The sequence below is a fragment of the Nonomuraea deserti genome, assembly GCF_004348685.1.
GTDB classification, from domain to species: domain Bacteria; phylum Actinomycetota; class Actinomycetes; order Streptosporangiales; family Streptosporangiaceae; genus Nonomuraea; species Nonomuraea deserti.
This window is the reverse complement of record NZ_SMKO01000031.1, coordinates 32,438-48,648: the sequence shown is the minus strand read 5'-3', so window position 1 is coordinate 48,648 and position 16,211 is coordinate 32,438. Positions and strand designations below refer to the sequence as shown.

Below are 16,211 nucleotides of genomic sequence, written 5' to 3'. Positions count from 1 at the left end.
GCGCCGCGGCCGGCACCGCGGCCGGCACCGCGGTCGGCACTGCGGTCGGCACTGCCTCCGACATGCCGCGCACCTTCGCACCGTGCGGCGCGGGCCGGTCGTTGGCACCATGGTCACGACCGGCGTGGAGCGCGGCAGGCGCTCTCCGGAGTCCCGAAGGAGCTGACAGGATGCCGAACACCTGGCTGACCGGCCGTTTCCGGCTCGACGTGCCGCTCGTCGGCGCGCCGATGGCGGGCGTGGGCGACGGGCGGCTCGCCGCGGCCGTCTCCGTGGCGGGCGGGCTCGGCATGGTCGGCGTGCCCCCCACCGCGCCGGGCTCGTGGGTCACCGAACAGGCGGCCGTGGCCGCCGCGAGCGGGCGGGCGTACGGCGTCGGGCTGATGGCCTGGGCGCTGCCGGGCAACCCTGGCCAGCTGGAGGCGGTGCTCGCGGCCCGTCCCGCCCTGGTGTCCGTCAGCTTCGGCGACTACCTCCCGTACGTCCAACCGCTGCGGGAGGCCGGCATCGCCGTGGCCGTCCAGGCGGGCACCACGGACGAGGCCCGCGCCGCCGAGCGCGCCGGCGTGGACGTGGTCGTCGCCCGCGGCGGCGAGGGCGGCGGGCACGGGCGCGCAGACGTGGCCACGCTGCCGCTGCTGCAGAGCGTTCTGGACGCGGTGGACGTCCCGGTCCTCGCCGCCGGCGGTATCGCCACGGCCCGTGGCCTGGCCGCCGTCCTGGCCGCGGGCGCGGAGGGCGCCTGGGTGGGCACCGCCTTCCTCGGGTGCTCGGAGACGACCGCCTCGGAGGCGGCGCGGCAGCGGGTCCTCGACGCCGACGAGACCGGAACCGCGTACGGGCGCGTCTTCGACGTGGCCCAGCGGCTCGCCTGGCCCCCCGAGTACGGCGGCCGCGCCCTGCGCAACGCATTCTTCGACCGGTGGGCGGGCCGGGAGGCGGAGCTGGCCGGCGACGAGACGGCGCGGGCGGAGCTGGCTCAGGCCCGTCGCGAGGGCGACTTCGACACCGCCTACGTCTACGCCGGGCAGGCCGTGGGCCTGGTGCGGCGGCAGCGCACGGCGGCCGACGTGGTGACCGGCTTCGCCGCCGCCGACGACCTGCTGTCCCGCTTCGCCGGCCCGAACTGACACCCCGACCCGTTGACCCCGCCCGCGCCGAGTACGGCCCCGTTGAGCCCAGCACTGTTGATCCCGGCACTGTTGACGTCGGCACTGTTGACGTCGGCCGCTTTCCGGCCGGACGTGCGCGGCACGCCGTGGGCGGTCCGAGCGTGCGGCCACGGCGAGAGCCGCCGCCGTTCACCCGCGGCTCTCGAATCGCACGCCGGGGAACCCGGGCTTCCCGTCGAGCAGGTCCGCCGGGGCGCCCTTCAGGTGCCGGTCGAAGAACGCGAGCGTGTACGCGTTGATGACGGAGTGCGCCCGCTCGGCGCCGATGGGCCCGGCCAGGCCCGCCGCGCGCATGAGCGGTGACCAGAGGGGCGCGTCGGTGTAGTCGCCGTGGTAGGTGTCCGGCATGAGCACGAAGTAGCCCGCTCCCGGCAGCTTGTCGTACAGCACCCGCATGGTGACCTGGTGCCGTTCGATCTCGGCCTCGTCCCAGCCTTCGCGGCGCATGGTCGCGGCGTCTCGGGTGAGCCACATGGCGGGCTGCTCGATGCCGTCGCGCACCACGCCTCGGGGCACGGGGGCGTCCATGATCAGGCAGGCGCGCAGGCGGGATTCGCGCGCGCAGGCCTCCGCGGTGACGATGCCTCCGAGTGAGATGCCGAAGACTCCGGTACGCCGCAGGTCCAGCCGTCCGGTCAGGACGCCGCGGGGATCGGCCCGGTCGAGTTCGGCCAGCCGGGCGAGCGTGAAGGTCACGTCCTGCGCGAGGTGCGGGATCATGCCGTCCGGGAGGGGGCGGCCGTTCAGCACCGGCGCCGTCGCGGCCGGTTCGAGGCTCTGATCGACGAGCGGCGTCAGGCGTTCGCGTGGCAGCGCGGCGATCGAGCGCCCGTCGGGGAACCGTACCGATCCGGCGGCGTACGGCTGGTCGATGGCGGCGACGACGTATCCGCGGGACACCAGGGGCTCGACCTGGAACATGTTCATCTGCCGGAAGCCCTGCACCCCTTCCAGGAACACGAGCACCGGATGGCGGCCGGGCACGGCGGGGGCGGCGGTGACGGCGTTGCTGGTCGACTGGCGCATGTGCTGGAAGGTGGCGTCCGGCACGCCCGCCAGCTGGGCGACCGCGGTGATGACTCCGGGATCCTCCACGTACGGGGTGCGCGGGGCTGACGGGTCGGGCCGCGCCGGATACCAGATCTGCACCATCAGCTCCCGGCGCGCGGCCGGGTCCGGGCCGAGGATCTCCTGGCGGCCGGCGTCCTTCCAGTGGTAGGTCAGCGTGCCGATGCCGTGCGGGCCCTCGGGCGGCGGGAAGTGCAGCACCGGCAGCACGATCGGCAGCGCCACGGCCGGCACCAGCCCTATCGTGCCGAGCGCGGTGCCGAGCCTGCCCGCCCAGGCGGGAACGGGCGGGCGCAGGGTCCGCCAGAGCCACGCGGCCGGCAGCGCCACCGCGAGGGCGTACGCGGGGATCAGCGGTATGCGCGCCCCTTCCACCAGCACCTGCGCCACGGCGGCGAGCGCGGCGAGCTGCGCCACGTGCCGCGCCCGCCGCAGCGGCGGAACCGCGAGCACGAGGAGCGCCAGCAGCTCCGCCGCCACCAGCACGATCTCGAAGGGTCTCATTCCGTCCTCCTCTCCTGGTGCATCCAGAGTCGAGGAACTGGCAGATGCTGTCAATACGGCAGTTAGTGACAAACGAGCGGCAGCAGTACGCTGGCCCCGTGCCCCTGACCCTTCGCCAGCGCAACCGGCTGGACGCGATCCACCGGATCATGGACACCGCCATGGACCTGTTCGACGAGCGCGGCTACTCCGACGTCACGATCGAGGAGATCGCGGCCGCGTCCGGCGTGTCGCCGCGCACCTTCTACCGCTACTTCGGCACGAAGGAGGGCCTGTTCACCGCCGACCCCTTCGCCGCCGTCGGCGTCGACCGCTTCTCCGGCCAGATCGACACCGGCGACCTGCCGGGCACGCTCGAACGGCTGGTCGCCCTCATCGACGAGGGCCCGGGCGCGTCCGGGGGCGGGCGCCGCACGTCCTGGCGGGGGATGCGCTACGTCATGGAGGAGCCCTCCGTGCGGGCCGCCGTCTACGGCGCGCTCGACGAGGAGGCCGAGCGGCTGACCGTCCTGCTGCGCGACGCGGGCGAGAGCCCGGCGCGAGCTCGCGTCATCGCCCGGTCCTGCATGTTCGGCGCCTACTTCGGCGCGCTGGAGCAGTGGCACCTCGACGGCCGCTCCCGCCCGCTGCGCGACTACGTACGGGAAGGCATCACGGCCCTCACCGGCCAGACCGCAGGCGGCCGCGCGCAGGCATGAATCGGCCGGAGCACCCGCGGGGTGCGGGCACTCCGGCCGATGGCCGGCCGACGGCACGACCCCTCCGGCTCCCCGGACGACGCGGGGACCGGTGCGGGCGCTCCGGCCTGAGCGCGCGCTACACCACGGCGCCCGACCCCTTGCGGGCCTCGGGGGTGCGGCGCTTGACGGGCTCGGGCGGCGGCCGCCGGTCGAACCTGGACAACACGATCGCGGTCGGCCCGGCCACGAAGGCGGACGACAGCGTGCCCATCACGATGCCGGCGACCAGCGCGATCGCGAAGTCCCGCAGCGAGTCGCCGCCGAAGACCATCAGGGCGATCAGGATGAACAGCGCGCCGAGCCCGGTGTTGACCGTGCGCGGCATGGTCTGCAGGATCGCGCCGTTCACCGACGTGGCGAACGGCTCCTTGCGGCGTGCCGTCCACAACTCCCGCACCCGGTCGAAGACCACCACCTTGTCGTTGACCGAATAACCGACGATGGTCAGCATCGCGGCGAGGAAGACGCCGTCGATCGGCTTGCCCAGCCACGCGAACATGCCCGCGACCACGAACACGTCCACGAGCAACGCGGTCACGGTCGCCGCGCCGAACGTCCACCGGAACCTGACCGCCAGGTAGAGCAGCTGCATGGCCACGGCCACGCCGAGCGCGATGAGCGCGTTGCGGCGCAGCTCCTCCCCCAGGCTGGGGCCGATGAACTCCTCGCGCCGCTTCGTCACCTCGCCCGCTTCCCGCTCCAGTGCCTGCTCGATCTGCGCGACCTCGTTCAGGCCGAGCCCGGCGGCGCGCACGGTGACGCTGTCGCCGCTGGACTGCACCACCGCCGAGGGGAACCCGGCGCGGGCGACCGCCTCACCGGCGGCCTCGGCCGGAATCGGGCGGCTCGTACCGAACTCCACGAGACGGCCTCCGGTGAACTCGACACCGAAGTTCAGCCCGCGGACGAGCAGCCCGGCGACGGCGACCGCCACCAGCCCGCCCGCGACCGCCAGCCACACCTTCCCGGCCTTCATGAGCTGCGGCTTCCTGCGCGCCAGCCAGGTCCTGACGGTGCCGGGCGAGCCGACGCCCGACAGGCGCGGGCCGATCCTGCTCATGGCGATCTCGGTGAGCACGCGGGTGATGAGCATGGCCGAGACGAGCGAGGCGAGCACACCGACCGCCAGCGTCACGCCGAAGCCCTTCACGGGGCCCGACGCCAGCCAGAACAGCAGGCCGGCGGCGATCAGGGTGGTGATGTTGGAGTCGGCGATGGCGCTCCAGGCGTTCTTGAAGCCCTTGGCCAGCGCCGGCTTCAGCCCTCGCCGGGGAGCCTGGTGGTACTCCTCCCTGGCTCGTTCGAAGACCAGCACGTTGGCGTCGATGGCCATGCCGATCGCCAGCACGAACCCGGCCAGGCCCGGCAGCGTCAGCGTCGCGCCCATCGCCACCAGCGCCGCGTAGGAGATCAGGCCGTAGCAGAGCAGCGCGACCGTGGACAGCAGCCCGGACAGGCGGTAGACGGCGATGATGAACCCGGCTGTCAGGATCAGCCCCACGACCGCCGCCTGGGCGCTCGCCTCGATGGCCGCCTCTCCGAGCGTCGGGCCCACCGTACGCTGCTCGACCATCGCGAGCGGGACGGGCAGCGCACCGCCCTTGATCAGCACGGCGAGGTCACGGGCCTCCTGGTGCGTGAACGAGCCGGTGATCTCGGACCTCCCGCCCGGGATGCCGACCTTGCAGGCCACCGACGGGTCGAGCGGCGGCGAGGAGATGATCTCCTTGTCGAGCACGATCGCGACCCTGCGCTTCGGGTCGCCGACCGGCTCGCACGCGGCCGCGCCGGTCAGCCGCTGCCAGGCGGCGGCGTCGCGGAAGTCGAGGGTGACGAACCACCCGGGGCCGCGCTGGGGGTCGCTCTGCTCGGCGGCGTCGCTCACCCCGTCGCCGGTGATGGCGGCCGGCCCGAGCTTCAGCAGCTGCCCGTTCTCGTCGGGCAGCGCGGACTTGTCACCCTGCTCGGCCGCGCCGGTCACGGGGTGGAACGCGAGCTGCGCGGTACGGCCGATGACCTCGGCCGCCTTCCGCGGGTCGAGCACGCCGGGCAGCTCGACGATGATGCGCTTCTCTCCCGAGCGGACCAGCGTGGGATCGACCACGCCGAGCGCGTCGGCCCGCTGGCGGAGCACGGACAGCGCGCGGTCGGTGGCGGCCGCGTCGGCCTTCACGGTCGGTGAGTCTCTCGCCTCGAAGACGAGTTGGGTGCCGCCGCGCAGGTCAAGACCCAGGCGCGGCTCCATGGACAGGGCTAGGACGGATGAGATCGCGATGACGGCGAGCGCCGTCACCGCACGCCAGAACGGCGCACGGAACATGGCAGCCTCCACAGGCTATGACGTGCGGAAAGAGATCGTCAGCGCGCTGTGGAGGGAGGCGCGCGGGCAGGCGACGCCACCGGCTTGCGCTGCGCGGTGGCCTCGGGGGCGGGCCTGGAGACGACCACGGCCCACGCGTGCCGGAAGTGGAGGAGCTCGGAGGCGGGCAGCGCCGCGCCGCCGGCGCCGGTGAAGCCGTGCGTGCCGGCCCAGATGCGCGCGGCGGCGGGCTGGAGCGGGTGCTGCCTGGCGGCGGGCTGCTGCCCGGCCGCGTAGGTGGCGGACTTGACCGTGGTGACCGGCTGGACGGGCTGCGCGTGCGCGACGGCCGGCAGGAACCATGAAAGGAGGAAGACCAGTGCGGCAGGCAGTCTCCCGCGCATGTCCCCTCCTCCCCCTCAAAGCTTCCAGCCTAGCCCCCTGCGGCCGGTACGCGGATCATTCCCGCCGCGCGGCGCTGCACGCCGGCCCTGACCTGAACCGTCCCGGACGGCCCCGCGTATCTCGCTACATGCGTTTGAGAATGGCGATCCTCGTGCTGCTGGGCCTGCTGGCCGCGGCGGGCTGCGGCGCGTCGGCGTCCGCGCAGGACGGCTACGGGCCTGCCGACGTACGTTTCAACCAGCAGATGATCATCCATCACCGGCAGACCATCCAGCTGGCCGAGCTCGCCGCCGAGCGTACGGCCACCGCATGGGTGAAGGAACTGAGCGGCAAGCTCATCGCCGGCGACAAGGCCGACATCGAGGCGATGACAGGATGGCTGAAGTCGTGGAACGAGCAGGTGCCGTCCGAGCAGCCCGCCGAGGAGGGCGAGGAGTTGCGGGCCGGGCCGGGGTTCGACCGGGGCTGGCTGACGATGGTGGCGGAGCACCTGCGGCACGGCGTCCACATGGCCGAGGAGGTCAGGACGTCGGGCCGGCACCAGCCGACCCTGCAGCTGGCCGGGCGGATCATCCGCGATCAGAACGCGGAGCTGTCGGGCATCTCCGAGCGGCTGGCCTGACCCGTGCCCGGCTTTCCATGCTTTTGCCCGGAGCACCGGCCGGGCTTAGCCGGCGTTGACGGTCGCGAGACTACGCTTCGGTAATGCGGCTTACCAGTTGCTTCGGCTTGCCGCGGGTGGAGTGACGGCGTTCGTTCTCCCCCGCGTCCCGCCCGCGCTGGAACGGCGGCCCACGGGGAGGCCACGCATGACCACAGTGCCCAAGTTCATCGCCGGCCCGAGCAGATATCTCGACGATCGCCTGGGAGCGGCGCCCTTCCTCAAGCGCAACCTGCGCAAGATATTCCCGGACCACTGGTCGTTCCTGCTGGGCGAGATCGTCCTTTACTCGTTCATCATCCTGCTGCTCACCGGAACGTTCCTGACCTTCTGGTTCACGCCCAGCATGGGGCACGTCGTCTACGACGGCTCCTACGCGCCGCTCAGGGGCGTGGGGATGTCCGAGGCGTACGCCTCGACCTTGGAGATCACCTTCGACGTGCGCGGCGGTCTCCTGCTCCGGCAGATCCACCACTGGGCCGCCCTGCTGTTCACCGCCAGCCTGATGGTGCACATGATGCGGGTGTTCTTCACCGGCGCCTACCGCAAGCCGCGCGAGCTGAACTGGCTGATCGGCATCGGGCTGTTCATCCTGGCCCTCGTCGAAGGGCTCACCGGCTACTCCCTGCCCGACGATCTGCTGTCCGGCGCCGGCCTGCGGATCACTCAGGGCGTGCTGATGTCGATCCCGCTGGTGGGCTCGTACCTGTCGTTCTTCCTGTTCGGCGGCGAGTATCCCGGCGATGCCGTTATCCAGCGCTTCTTCGCCCTGCACATCCTGCTGATCCCGGGCATCCTGATCGCCCTCATCACCGCCCACCTGGTGCTGATGTGGGTGCAGAAGCACACGCAGATGCCGGGCAAGGGCCGTACCGAGAAGAACGTGGTGGGCGCCCCGCTCCTGCCCGCCTTCATGGCCAAGTCGGGCGCGTACCTCCTCTTCACGGCCGCCGTACTGACGGGGCTGTCGACCTTCACCCAGATCAATCCCATCTGGCTGTACGGCCCCTACACGCCGTCGGACGTCTCCGCGGGATCCCAGCCGGACTGGTACATGGGCTTCCTCGAAGGCGCCCTGCGGATCATGCCCTCCTGGGAGATCAACCTCTTCGGGACCGCCCAGGCGGGCACGCTGCCGCTGAGCGTGCTGATCCCGGCGCTGGCGCCGCTGGGCCTGATCCTCACCGGCCTGGTGCTCTATCCGTTCCTGGAACGCTGGATCACCGGCGACCGCCGCGAGCACCACATCGCGGACCGCCCCCGCAACAACCCGCACCGCACCGCGATCGGCGTGACCGGCATCACCTTCTACGGCCTGCTGCTGGTGCTCGGCGCCAACGACCTGATCGCGACCTTCTTCAACATCAGCCTCAACTGGACGACGTACGCGGGCCGGGTGCTGATCTTCCTGGGCCCGGCGCTGGCCTACCTGATCACCTACCGGCTGTGCCTGGGCCTGCAGCGATCGGACGCCGCCACCATCGATCACGGGGTGGAGTCGGGCGTCATCAGGCGCCTGCCTCACGGGGAGTTCATCGAGGTCCACACACCGCCGTCGGACGACGTCGATGCACACCTGCGTGGCAGGTCGGCCATCCCGATGCTCCCCGGGGCGCGCGAGGACGGCGAACGCGTCCCGCCCGTGACCGCCCGGGGCCCGCTCGGCCGCCTCCGGCTCAGGATGAGCCGCGCGTACGGCGGCGACCAGATCCCGCTCGGCGACGGCCACGACGGCGAGAAAGAGGCCGCGAGAACACCGGAGAGGAAGGCGCCACCGGGCTGACGCCCGCCACGTCGCCGCCGGTCACGCCTGCGCGCGTCCCTGCTGGAGCGCGCCCCGCAGCCAACGGCCGAGGCCGCCGGAGGCCGGCCGGCCACGCCAGGCCAGATGCGCGTCGGGACGTACGAGCCACACCTCGTCGTCTCGCCAACCGGCCGGCGTGAGCACGACGACGCGATCGCCCAGGGACGCGCTCGCCTCCGACTGACATGCGGGCGCGGCGCGGGCGGTGGCCAGCAGCGCCCAGCGCCCGCCCAGTTCGGCATGCAGGCGGGTGACGTCGCCGTCCGCGTCGACGCACCGCAGGTCGGGAACGCGGTCGCCGGATCGTGGACGGCGGCCGGGCCCGGGCAGGGAGCCGCGGACGGCCAGGGGACCGCGGCGGTAGCTCACTCCCAGCTGCGAGGCGATCTGGGTGGATCGGCGCTGCACCGCAGGGTGGTTGCCCAGCGGCACCAGTACCCACTTGATCAGCAGCCGCAGCAGCGGGCTGTCCCCGATCTGGAGGCGGGTGGTGGCGCTGGTGTTGCGGAGCACCTCGGTCGCGAGCGGACGGCGTTCGTCCTGGTAGGTGTCCAGCAGCCGCTCGCCGGCGTGGCCCTGGATGACGAGCGCGAGCTTCCAGGCGAGGTTCTCGGCGTCGCCCATGCCCGTGACCATGCCCTGCCCGCCCATCGGGCTGTGGATGTGGGCCGCGTCACCGGCCAGGAGGATCCGGCGCCGGCGGTAGGCGTCGACCAGCCGGCGGTGGACGCGGAAGACCGACGCCCAGACCGCGTGGCGGATCTTCTCCCCGTCGAGGCCGGCGCGCTCGCCCACCAGGCGGCGGAAGGCCGTGAGGATCTCGGGCTCGGTGAGCTCTTCGTCCTTGGCGCCCGGCAGGTAGGCCATCAGCCGCCACCGGTCGTCGGCTCCGCCGCCGGCGGGCGTGGGCATGGGCATGGCGAACAGCGGCCCATCCTGGTGCGCCCACCCGTGTCCACCGGCGCGGGCGAGATCCCACCCGGCGTGCACGTCGGCCAGGAGCCACTGGTCGGTCAGCGGCGCGCCGGGAAAGGGGATGCCGGACAGCTTGCGGACCGTGCTGTGGCTGCCGTCGCAGCCGGCCAGCCAGCCGGCGCGCACTTTGCGCCCGCCGTCGAGAACGGCGGTGACACCGTGGTCGTCCTCGGCGAGGTCGGTCAGGGCGGTGCCCCATTCCACGTCGACGCCCAGCTCGGCCAGGCGGGAGCGGAGCTGGGCCTCGATGTCCGTCTGGGGGAGGACCAGCGCCGGCTTGGGCGTGCCCGGGCCGGCCTCGCCGAAGCGGGTGACGAGCGCGGCCCGCCCGCCGATGTACGTGGTCAGGACGAGTGACGGGGCCGAGCGGCCGGGCAGGTCGCCGAGCGCGCCGAGCCGGTCGAGCACCTCGGCGCCGCGGGCGTGCAGGATGTTGGCGCGTGAGGTGGTGGCCGGGCCCTGCGCCCGGTCCACCACCCGTACGGCCACCCCGTGCAGCCGCAGCGCGCAGGCCAGCGCGAGACCGGCGGGTCCGGCCCCGACCACCAGGACCTCCGCGGATTCTGCCATGGCCACCACCTGCCAGCGAGAGACGTCAGGACGGAACTGTTACGTTCCTTCCCTCTCACGTTAGCTCCCCTTACGATGGAACACAACCGTTCCGTCTCGAGTGGAGGGTCTTCCGGATGCCCGACGCCACTTCCGGCCCCGACCGCCGGCCGGCAGGCGCGGCCGTGCTGCGCGCCGACCTCACCGACGCGATCCGCCAGGCGGCTCTGGCCGAGCTGATCGACAGCGGCTACGCCCGGATGTCCATGGACGCCATCGCCCGCCGCGCAGGGGTCGGCAAGGCCGCCATCTACCGGCGCTGGGCCTCCAAGGAGCCGCTGGTGCTGGAGATCCTCACCAGCCTGGCCGACGAGGCCGTGCCGCTGCCCGACACCGGCACCCTGCGCGAAGACGTCGAAGGCTTCGTGCGCCACGCTTCCGCGCTGCGGGCCGACCCGCGGACCATGCGCGTCCTCACCGACCTGACCGCCGAGGCCACCAGGAACCCGCGCCTGGCCGCGGCCATGCAGACCAGCGCGGAGCAGCCCCGCCGCTCCGCGGGAGCCCGGCTGCTCCACCGCGCCGTCGACCGGGGCGAGCTGCCGGCCGACCTCGACACCGAGCTGGCCGTCGACTGCCTGGTCGGGCTCGCCTACCTGCGCCCGCGCACCCCGTGGCAGCCCGGGGAGTCCCTGGACGACGACATCACGCCGCTCGTGGAGGTCATCCTGGCCGCGCTGGCGGCCTGCCGCCGCCGGTAGCCCGGTTCGAGCTGGCCCGGCCGCGTCCGGGCCAGGTGGCGCACGTTCACACCTTTCCTCGCCGAGCAACCCTTGACCGCACCCGCGATCGGCGTAGTGTGACTCATTGACCAGATTTCATATCCAGTCAAAGGAGTATCCGTTGCGGGAGCGGGCGGACCGGATTCTCGACGCGGCCGGGGAGTTGCTGCTCCGGCACGGTTACCGCAAGGTCACCGTCGACGACATCGCCGCACGGGCCGAGGTCGGCAAGGGCACCGTCTACCTGCACTGGCGCACCAAGCACGAGCTTTTCGATGCGCTGCTGCTGCGCGAGTCCATCGAGCTCGTGGAGGAGTTCGCCGCGCTGATGCGCGAGGATCCGGCGAACGTGCAGCCGCACCGCTTCGCGCGCGTCGCCTTCCTCGGCATGTGCAGGAAGCCGCTCCTTCGAGCCGTGCTCACCACGGACCTCGATCTGCTCGGCAAGCTCGCCAAACACCCCATGCGCAGCCACGACCTCCTCGCGGCCGAGCGCTTCTTCCGGGTGGCCGACAGGTACGGGCTGCTCAGGACCGACGTGCCCAACCTGCCGTACACGATGACCGCCGTGCAGACGGGCTTCTACGTCCTCGACGGCTCTGAGAGCACCGAATCCGCCCTGGACGAGGAGAGCAGGGCCGACGCGCTCGCCTTCGCCGTGCGCGAGGTGTTCGAGCCGGCGGAGCAGCCCTCGCGTGAGGTGCTCACCGCGGCGGCGACCGAGTTCATCTCGATCTTCACGGAACTGGTTCCGCCCTACCGAAAGTGGATCTACGACTAAGGAGAGGCGATGGCCGACATCGTCCAGCGATACGACATTCCCCGGCAGCACTTCTGGTTGCACGGGCCGCGATCGGGCCGGCCGGTGGAGTTCGACGCGGCCACCGGGATATGGAACGTCTACGGGTATCCGGAACTGCACGAGATCCTGAGCGACCCCGCGACGTTCTCCTCCGACACCATGCGCGTGATTCCCAAGCAGATGATGCCGGAGGCGGAGGAGTTCTCGATGGAGGGCTTCATCACCCAGATCGACCCGCCGGAGCACGGCAAGCTGCGCAAGCTGGTCAGCAGCGCGTTCACCCGGAAGGTGGTCGCGGATCTCGAACCGAGGATCGCCGCCCTCACCCGCGAGCTGCTCGACGCGGCGGCCGAGCGCGGCCGGTTCGAGCTGGTGACCGACCTGGCCTACCCCCTCCCCGTCATCGTCATCGCCGAACTGCTGGGGGTGCCCAGCAGCGACCGGGCCCTGTTCAAGCAGTGGGCCGACGCGCTGTTCGAGCGGGACAGCAAGATCTCACTCACCGAGCGGCCGGAGAACCGCGACGCCGAGGTTCAGGCGGTGCTGAAGCCGTGGAAGGAGATGTCCGGCTATCTCGCCGCCCACGCCGCGGAGCGCAGAACGCGACCGCGCGCCGACCTGCTCACCAAGCTGGTCGAGGCCGAGGTGGACGGCGAGCGGCTGCCCGACGACCAGGTGGTCAACTTCGCGATCGTCCTCCTGCTGGCCGGGCACATCACCACGACGATGCTGCTCGGCAACACGGTGCTGTGCCTCGACGCCTTCCCCGAGCAGCAGGACAGGGTCCGGGCCGACCGCTCCACCGTTCCGGCCGTGATCGAGGAGTCCCTGCGCTATTTCACCCCGTTCGCCGCCCTCGCCAGGACCACCACCCGCGAGGCCGACCTGGGCGGCGTGACGATACCCGCCGATCAGCTCCTGATGGCCTGGCTGGGACCGGCGAACCGGGATCCCCGGCAGTTCCCCGACCCCGGCGTCTTCAACCCCGGCCGCGACCCCAACCCGCATCTCGCCTTCGGCCGCGGCATCCACTTCTGCCTCGGCGCTCCCCTGGCCCGGCTGGAAGGGCGGGTCGCGCTCAACATCCTGCTCGATCGCTTCGACCCCCTGCGGGCCGACCCTGACGAGCCCGTGGAGTTCATCCCCACCCCGACCATGACGGGAGTGCGCCGCCTCCAGCTGCTCTGGCCGCCTCGCTGACCGCGAACAAGCCGGCCGGGGCGGGCCGTGTGACCCGTTCCGGCCGGCCCGCGATGCGGCGGGGTCAGGGCGCCGTACGGACCGGCAGGGAGGTCAGGGCCCGCTTCATCCCGGGCTGCCAGCCGATCTCCGAGGCGGGCACGCTCAGGGTGAGCCCGGGAAAGCGGTCCAGGAGGGTCGCGAGGGCGATCTGGGTCTCGCACCGGGCCAGCGCCGCGCCCAGGCAGTAGTGGATGCCGTGGCCGAAGGCGAGATGCGCGTTGTCGGGGCGGCGCAGGTCCAGCCGGCCGGGCTGGTCGAAGCGGCGCGGGTCGCGATTGGCGGCCGCGTACACGACCTGCACCGCCTCCCCTTGCGGGATGGTCACGCCGCCGATCTCCACGGGCTCCAGCGAGTAACGCATGACGGCGATCTCCGCGCTCCCCGTGAAGCGCAGGAACTCCTCGACGGCGGAGGAGATGTCACCGGGATCGATGCGGCGGGTGAGCAGGAGCCAGACGCTCTGGCTGATGAGGCCGACGGTGGTCTCGTGCCCGGCGATCAGGATGCTGATCGACATCGAGATCAGTTCCTCGTCGCTGAGCCGGTCGCCGTCGGCCTCCTGCACCCTGACCAGCCCCGACAGCAGATCGTCACCAGGAGCCGCCCGCTTGGCGTCGATCAGCTCCGACATGTATCCGACCAGGGCCCTGGCTCCGGCCGCGACCTTTTCCAGATCGGGGGCCCCGAGGTCGGCGGCCCAGGAACGCCAGGTGCCGCGGTCCGCCGGCGGCACGCCGAGCAGCTCGCAGATCACCTGGACGGGCAGGGGGTGGGCGAAGCGCTCGATGAGGTCGAACTCCTCGGGCAGACCGGACAACAACGCGTCGACGATCTCCTGGATGCGCGGGCGCATCCTCTCCACCCGGCGTGCGGTGAACTCGCGTGACACCAGCCGCCGCAGCCTGGTGTGGTCGGGCGGATCGTAGACGCCCAGCGTGTGCAGCAGGTACGGGGCGACGTCGTCGGGCAGCCCGGCGAGGGCGGCCAGGTCGATCCTGGACTGCCGGGTGACGTCGCTGCTGAACCGCGGATCCGTGAGCACCGCCACGCTCTCGGGATAGCCGGTCACCAGCCAGACGGGTGTGCCGTCGACGTAGGTGCCGCGGCACACCGGCCCCTGCCGGGCCAGTTCGGCCAGGAACGCGTCTCTGTCGGGGGCCGTCATCAAGCCGGCGATGTCGGTCATGGTCATGTCTCCTCGAGGGGCGAAGATGGTCATGGCGGCAGCGCCGTCACCGCGCCCGCCGCTCCTTCCTGACCGCCTCCCAGGCCGTCAGGGCGCGGTCGTCGGCGAACACGCCGCCGGTGAAGATCTCGATGCCGGCGCGCGAGTGACGCAACGTGGCATCCATGTCGTGCGGGTCCGGGACGCCGAGCACCCGCGACAGGTGCTCGCCGAAGGCCAGCGGGGCGAGCAGCCAGGTCACGTAGATCGCGGCGCGGGCGCGCGGGTCCTGGCTCGGCCGCGCCCACCCCTCGGCCACACCCTGTTCCAGCCACCGCTCGGTGGCCTCGACGATCTCGTCGTAGAGCGCCGCCGCCTCCGGAGTGCCGTCCATGAACGCCCGGCCGAGATACCGGCGCACCGGGCCGGCGGCCTCCAGCATCGCCGCCAGTCCCGCCGTGTCCTCCAGCGCCTCGACGCCGGGGCCGCCGCGCACGAGCGAGATCACGTACGCGTCGCACTCCTTGCGCAGGCCCTCCTTGCTGCCGAAATGGTGCAGGACCAGGGCGTGGGAGACACCGGCGCGGGCGGCGACAGCACGCAGGCTCACCCCGGTGGCGCCCTCCGCCCCGAACAGCTCCAGGGCGGCGTTCCGGATCCTGGCACGAGCCTTCAGATCGCCCTTGTCTGACCGCATGCTCAGGATGATAACCAATTGGTCAGCCAACTGTACAACTGGTCAGCCATCCATCAAATTGATTTGATATAGTCGCCTACCGTCGTCGAACAAGGCACGGCGCCATCGGCGCAGGCCGTGCCACACCGAGAAAGGGCCGCAGCGGTGAACGAGCACGTCACCGGAGGTTCCGGCGAGGCGGGGGCGTCCCGGCGCGCGGTCCGGGAGGTGGCGCTGCTGTTCCTCAAGCTGGGCACCATCGCCTTCGGCGGCCCGGCCGCGCACACCGCGATGATGCGCGACGAGCTGGTGCGCCGCCGCGGCTGGGTGAGCGACGAGCGCTTCGCCGACCTGATGGGCGCGACCAACCTGATCCCGGGGCCCAACTCCACCGAGCTGGCCATCCACCTGGGCCACGACCGTGCGCGCATGCGCGGTCTCGTCGCGGCCGGGGTCTGCTTCATCCTCCCTGCCGCGCTCATCGTCACCGCCCTGGCCTGGGCTTACGTCACCTACGGCAGCACGCCCGCGGCCGAGGGCCTCCTGTACGGCGTCGTCCCCGCGGTGATCGCCATCATCGCCCACGCTCTGTTCGGCCTGTGGCGCACGGTGATCAAGACCGTGTGGCTGGGCGTCCTGGCTCTCGCCGCCCTGGCGGCCTACCTGGCGGGGACCAACGAACTGCTGATCCTGGCGGCCGGAGCGCTGCTCGCGTTGGCCGTCCGGCTGCCGCGCCGCCCGCCCGGCGGTCAGAACCGGGTGCCCGGCCTGCTCGCCGCCCCGCTGCTCACCTTCGGCGGATCCCCCCTCTTCCCCGACCCCACCGGAGGCCAGCTGACGCAGCTGTTCCTCACCATGCTGAAGATCGGCTCGGTGTTGTACGGCAGCGGTTACGTGCTGCTGGCCTTCCTGCGCGGCGACTTCGTCGAGCGGCTCGGCTGGATCACCTCGCAGCAACTCGTCGACGCCGTCTCCATCGGGCAGGTCACCCCCGGGCCGGTGTTCACCACCGCCACCTTCGTGGGCTATGTCGTTGCCGGGCCGATCGGCGCGTTCGTGGCCACGGTGGCCATCTTCCTGCCGTCGTTCGTCTTCGTCGGCCTGCTCACCCGGCTCACCGGCTGGCTGCGCTCGAGCGCGTGGGCATCCGCACTGCTCGACGGTGTGAACGCCGCGGCGCTGGCGCTCATGGCCGGGGTCTCCTACCAGCTCGCCCGCACGGCCGTCGTCGACCCGCTGACCGCGGCCATAGCGGTGCTCAGCCTGGTGCTGCTCTGGACGACCAGGCTCAACAACGCCTGGTTGATCGCCGGCGGTGCCGCCATCGGGCTCGCCCGCACCCTGCTCGCCTGAACACCCATCAAAGG

At 72.0% G+C, this 16,211-nt stretch carries 14 protein-coding genes; 8 read left to right on the top strand and 6 right to left on the bottom strand.

Annotated elements, in window-relative coordinates; all coding sequences use genetic code 11:
• Positions 1-170: 170 nt before the first annotated feature.
• Positions 171-1,130, top strand: a complete 960-nt coding sequence (locus E1292_RS14935) for an NAD(P)H-dependent flavin oxidoreductase (protein WP_132595741.1) — start codon at positions 171-173, stop codon at positions 1,128-1,130.
• A 171-nt stretch (positions 1,131-1,301) separates the two neighbouring features.
• Here E1292_RS14935 and E1292_RS14930 read toward each other — a convergent pair whose 3' ends face one another.
• Entirely contained in the window at positions 1,302-2,744 is a 1,443-nt protein-coding gene (locus tag E1292_RS14930) for an alpha/beta hydrolase family protein (protein WP_132595740.1), read from the bottom strand.
• A gap of 98 nt (positions 2,745-2,842) precedes the next feature.
• Here E1292_RS14930 and E1292_RS14925 point away from each other — a divergent pair, with 98 nt between their 5' ends.
• Positions 2,843-3,442 carry a TetR/AcrR family transcriptional regulator gene (locus E1292_RS14925; RefSeq protein ID WP_165974540.1) on the top strand — a complete coding sequence of 200 codons (600 nt, stop codon included), beginning with the start codon at positions 2,843-2,845 and terminating at the stop codon, positions 3,440-3,442.
• 118 nt (positions 3,443-3,560) lie between these two features.
• Here the strand turns inward: E1292_RS14925 and secD are convergent, their stop codons facing one another.
• The gene (gene secD / locus E1292_RS14920; RefSeq protein ID WP_132595738.1) at positions 3,561-5,804 is read right to left on the bottom strand and encodes a protein translocase subunit SecD; all 2,244 of its coding nucleotides are present in this window, start codon (positions 5,802-5,804) and stop codon (positions 3,561-3,563) included.
• Positions 5,805-5,842: 38 nt separating this feature from the next.
• Positions 5,843-6,187: a hypothetical protein gene (locus tag E1292_RS14915; RefSeq protein ID WP_132595737.1), complete on the bottom strand. Its 345-nt coding sequence runs from the start codon at positions 6,185-6,187 to the stop codon at positions 5,843-5,845.
• 140 nt (positions 6,188-6,327) lie between these two features.
• On the opposite strand from E1292_RS14915, the gene E1292_RS14910 reads away from it, so the two are divergent.
• Complete coding sequence (locus tag E1292_RS14910; RefSeq protein ID WP_165974539.1) at positions 6,328-6,810, top strand: DUF305 domain-containing protein; 483 nt, start codon at positions 6,328-6,330, stop codon at positions 6,808-6,810.
• Positions 6,811-6,997: 187 nt separating this feature from the next.
• The gene (gene qcrB, locus E1292_RS14905) at positions 6,998-8,632 is read left to right on the top strand and encodes a cytochrome bc1 complex cytochrome b subunit (protein ID WP_132595735.1); all 1,635 of its coding nucleotides are present in this window, start codon (positions 6,998-7,000) and stop codon (positions 8,630-8,632) included.
• Between the two features lie 21 nt (positions 8,633-8,653).
• Here qcrB and E1292_RS14900 read toward each other — a convergent pair whose 3' ends face one another.
• Complete coding sequence (locus E1292_RS14900; RefSeq protein ID WP_132595734.1) at positions 8,654-10,198, bottom strand: FAD-dependent monooxygenase; 1,545 nt, start codon at positions 10,196-10,198, stop codon at positions 8,654-8,656.
• Positions 10,199-10,314: 116 nt separating this feature from the next.
• Here E1292_RS14900 and E1292_RS14895 point away from each other — a divergent pair, with 116 nt between their 5' ends.
• The 3 genes from E1292_RS14895 (at position 10,315) to E1292_RS14885 (ending at position 12,961) form a co-directional block, all read left to right on the top strand.
• On the top strand, positions 10,315-10,938 hold the full coding sequence (locus tag E1292_RS14895; RefSeq protein WP_132595733.1) for a TetR/AcrR family transcriptional regulator: 624 nt from the start codon (positions 10,315-10,317) through the stop codon (positions 10,936-10,938).
• Between the two features lie 142 nt (positions 10,939-11,080).
• Positions 11,081-11,740, top strand: a complete 660-nt coding sequence (locus E1292_RS14890) for a TetR/AcrR family transcriptional regulator (protein WP_220446831.1) — start codon at positions 11,081-11,083, stop codon at positions 11,738-11,740.
• 9 nt (positions 11,741-11,749) lie between these two features.
• Positions 11,750-12,961 carry a cytochrome P450 gene (locus E1292_RS14885; RefSeq protein WP_132595732.1) on the top strand — a complete coding sequence of 404 codons (1,212 nt, stop codon included), beginning with the start codon at positions 11,750-11,752 and terminating at the stop codon, positions 12,959-12,961.
• Positions 12,962-13,025: 64 nt separating this feature from the next.
• On the opposite strand, the gene E1292_RS14880 is transcribed toward E1292_RS14885, so the two are convergent.
• Together E1292_RS14880 and E1292_RS14875 are read right to left on the bottom strand one after the other, a co-directional pair.
• A complete protein-coding gene (locus tag E1292_RS14880) occupies positions 13,026-14,189 on the bottom strand; it encodes a cytochrome P450 family protein (RefSeq protein WP_181958235.1) in 1,164 nt (387 codons plus the stop codon).
• A 46-nt stretch (positions 14,190-14,235) separates the two neighbouring features.
• The gene (locus E1292_RS14875; protein ID WP_132595731.1) at positions 14,236-14,865 is read right to left on the bottom strand and encodes a TetR/AcrR family transcriptional regulator; all 630 of its coding nucleotides are present in this window, start codon (positions 14,863-14,865) and stop codon (positions 14,236-14,238) included.
• 144 nt (positions 14,866-15,009) lie between these two features.
• Here E1292_RS14875 and chrA point away from each other — a divergent pair, with 144 nt between their 5' ends.
• The gene (gene chrA / locus E1292_RS14870) at positions 15,010-16,197 is read left to right on the top strand and encodes a chromate efflux transporter (protein WP_132595730.1); all 1,188 of its coding nucleotides are present in this window, start codon (positions 15,010-15,012) and stop codon (positions 16,195-16,197) included.
• The last annotated feature ends 14 nt before the right edge of the window (positions 16,198-16,211 follow it).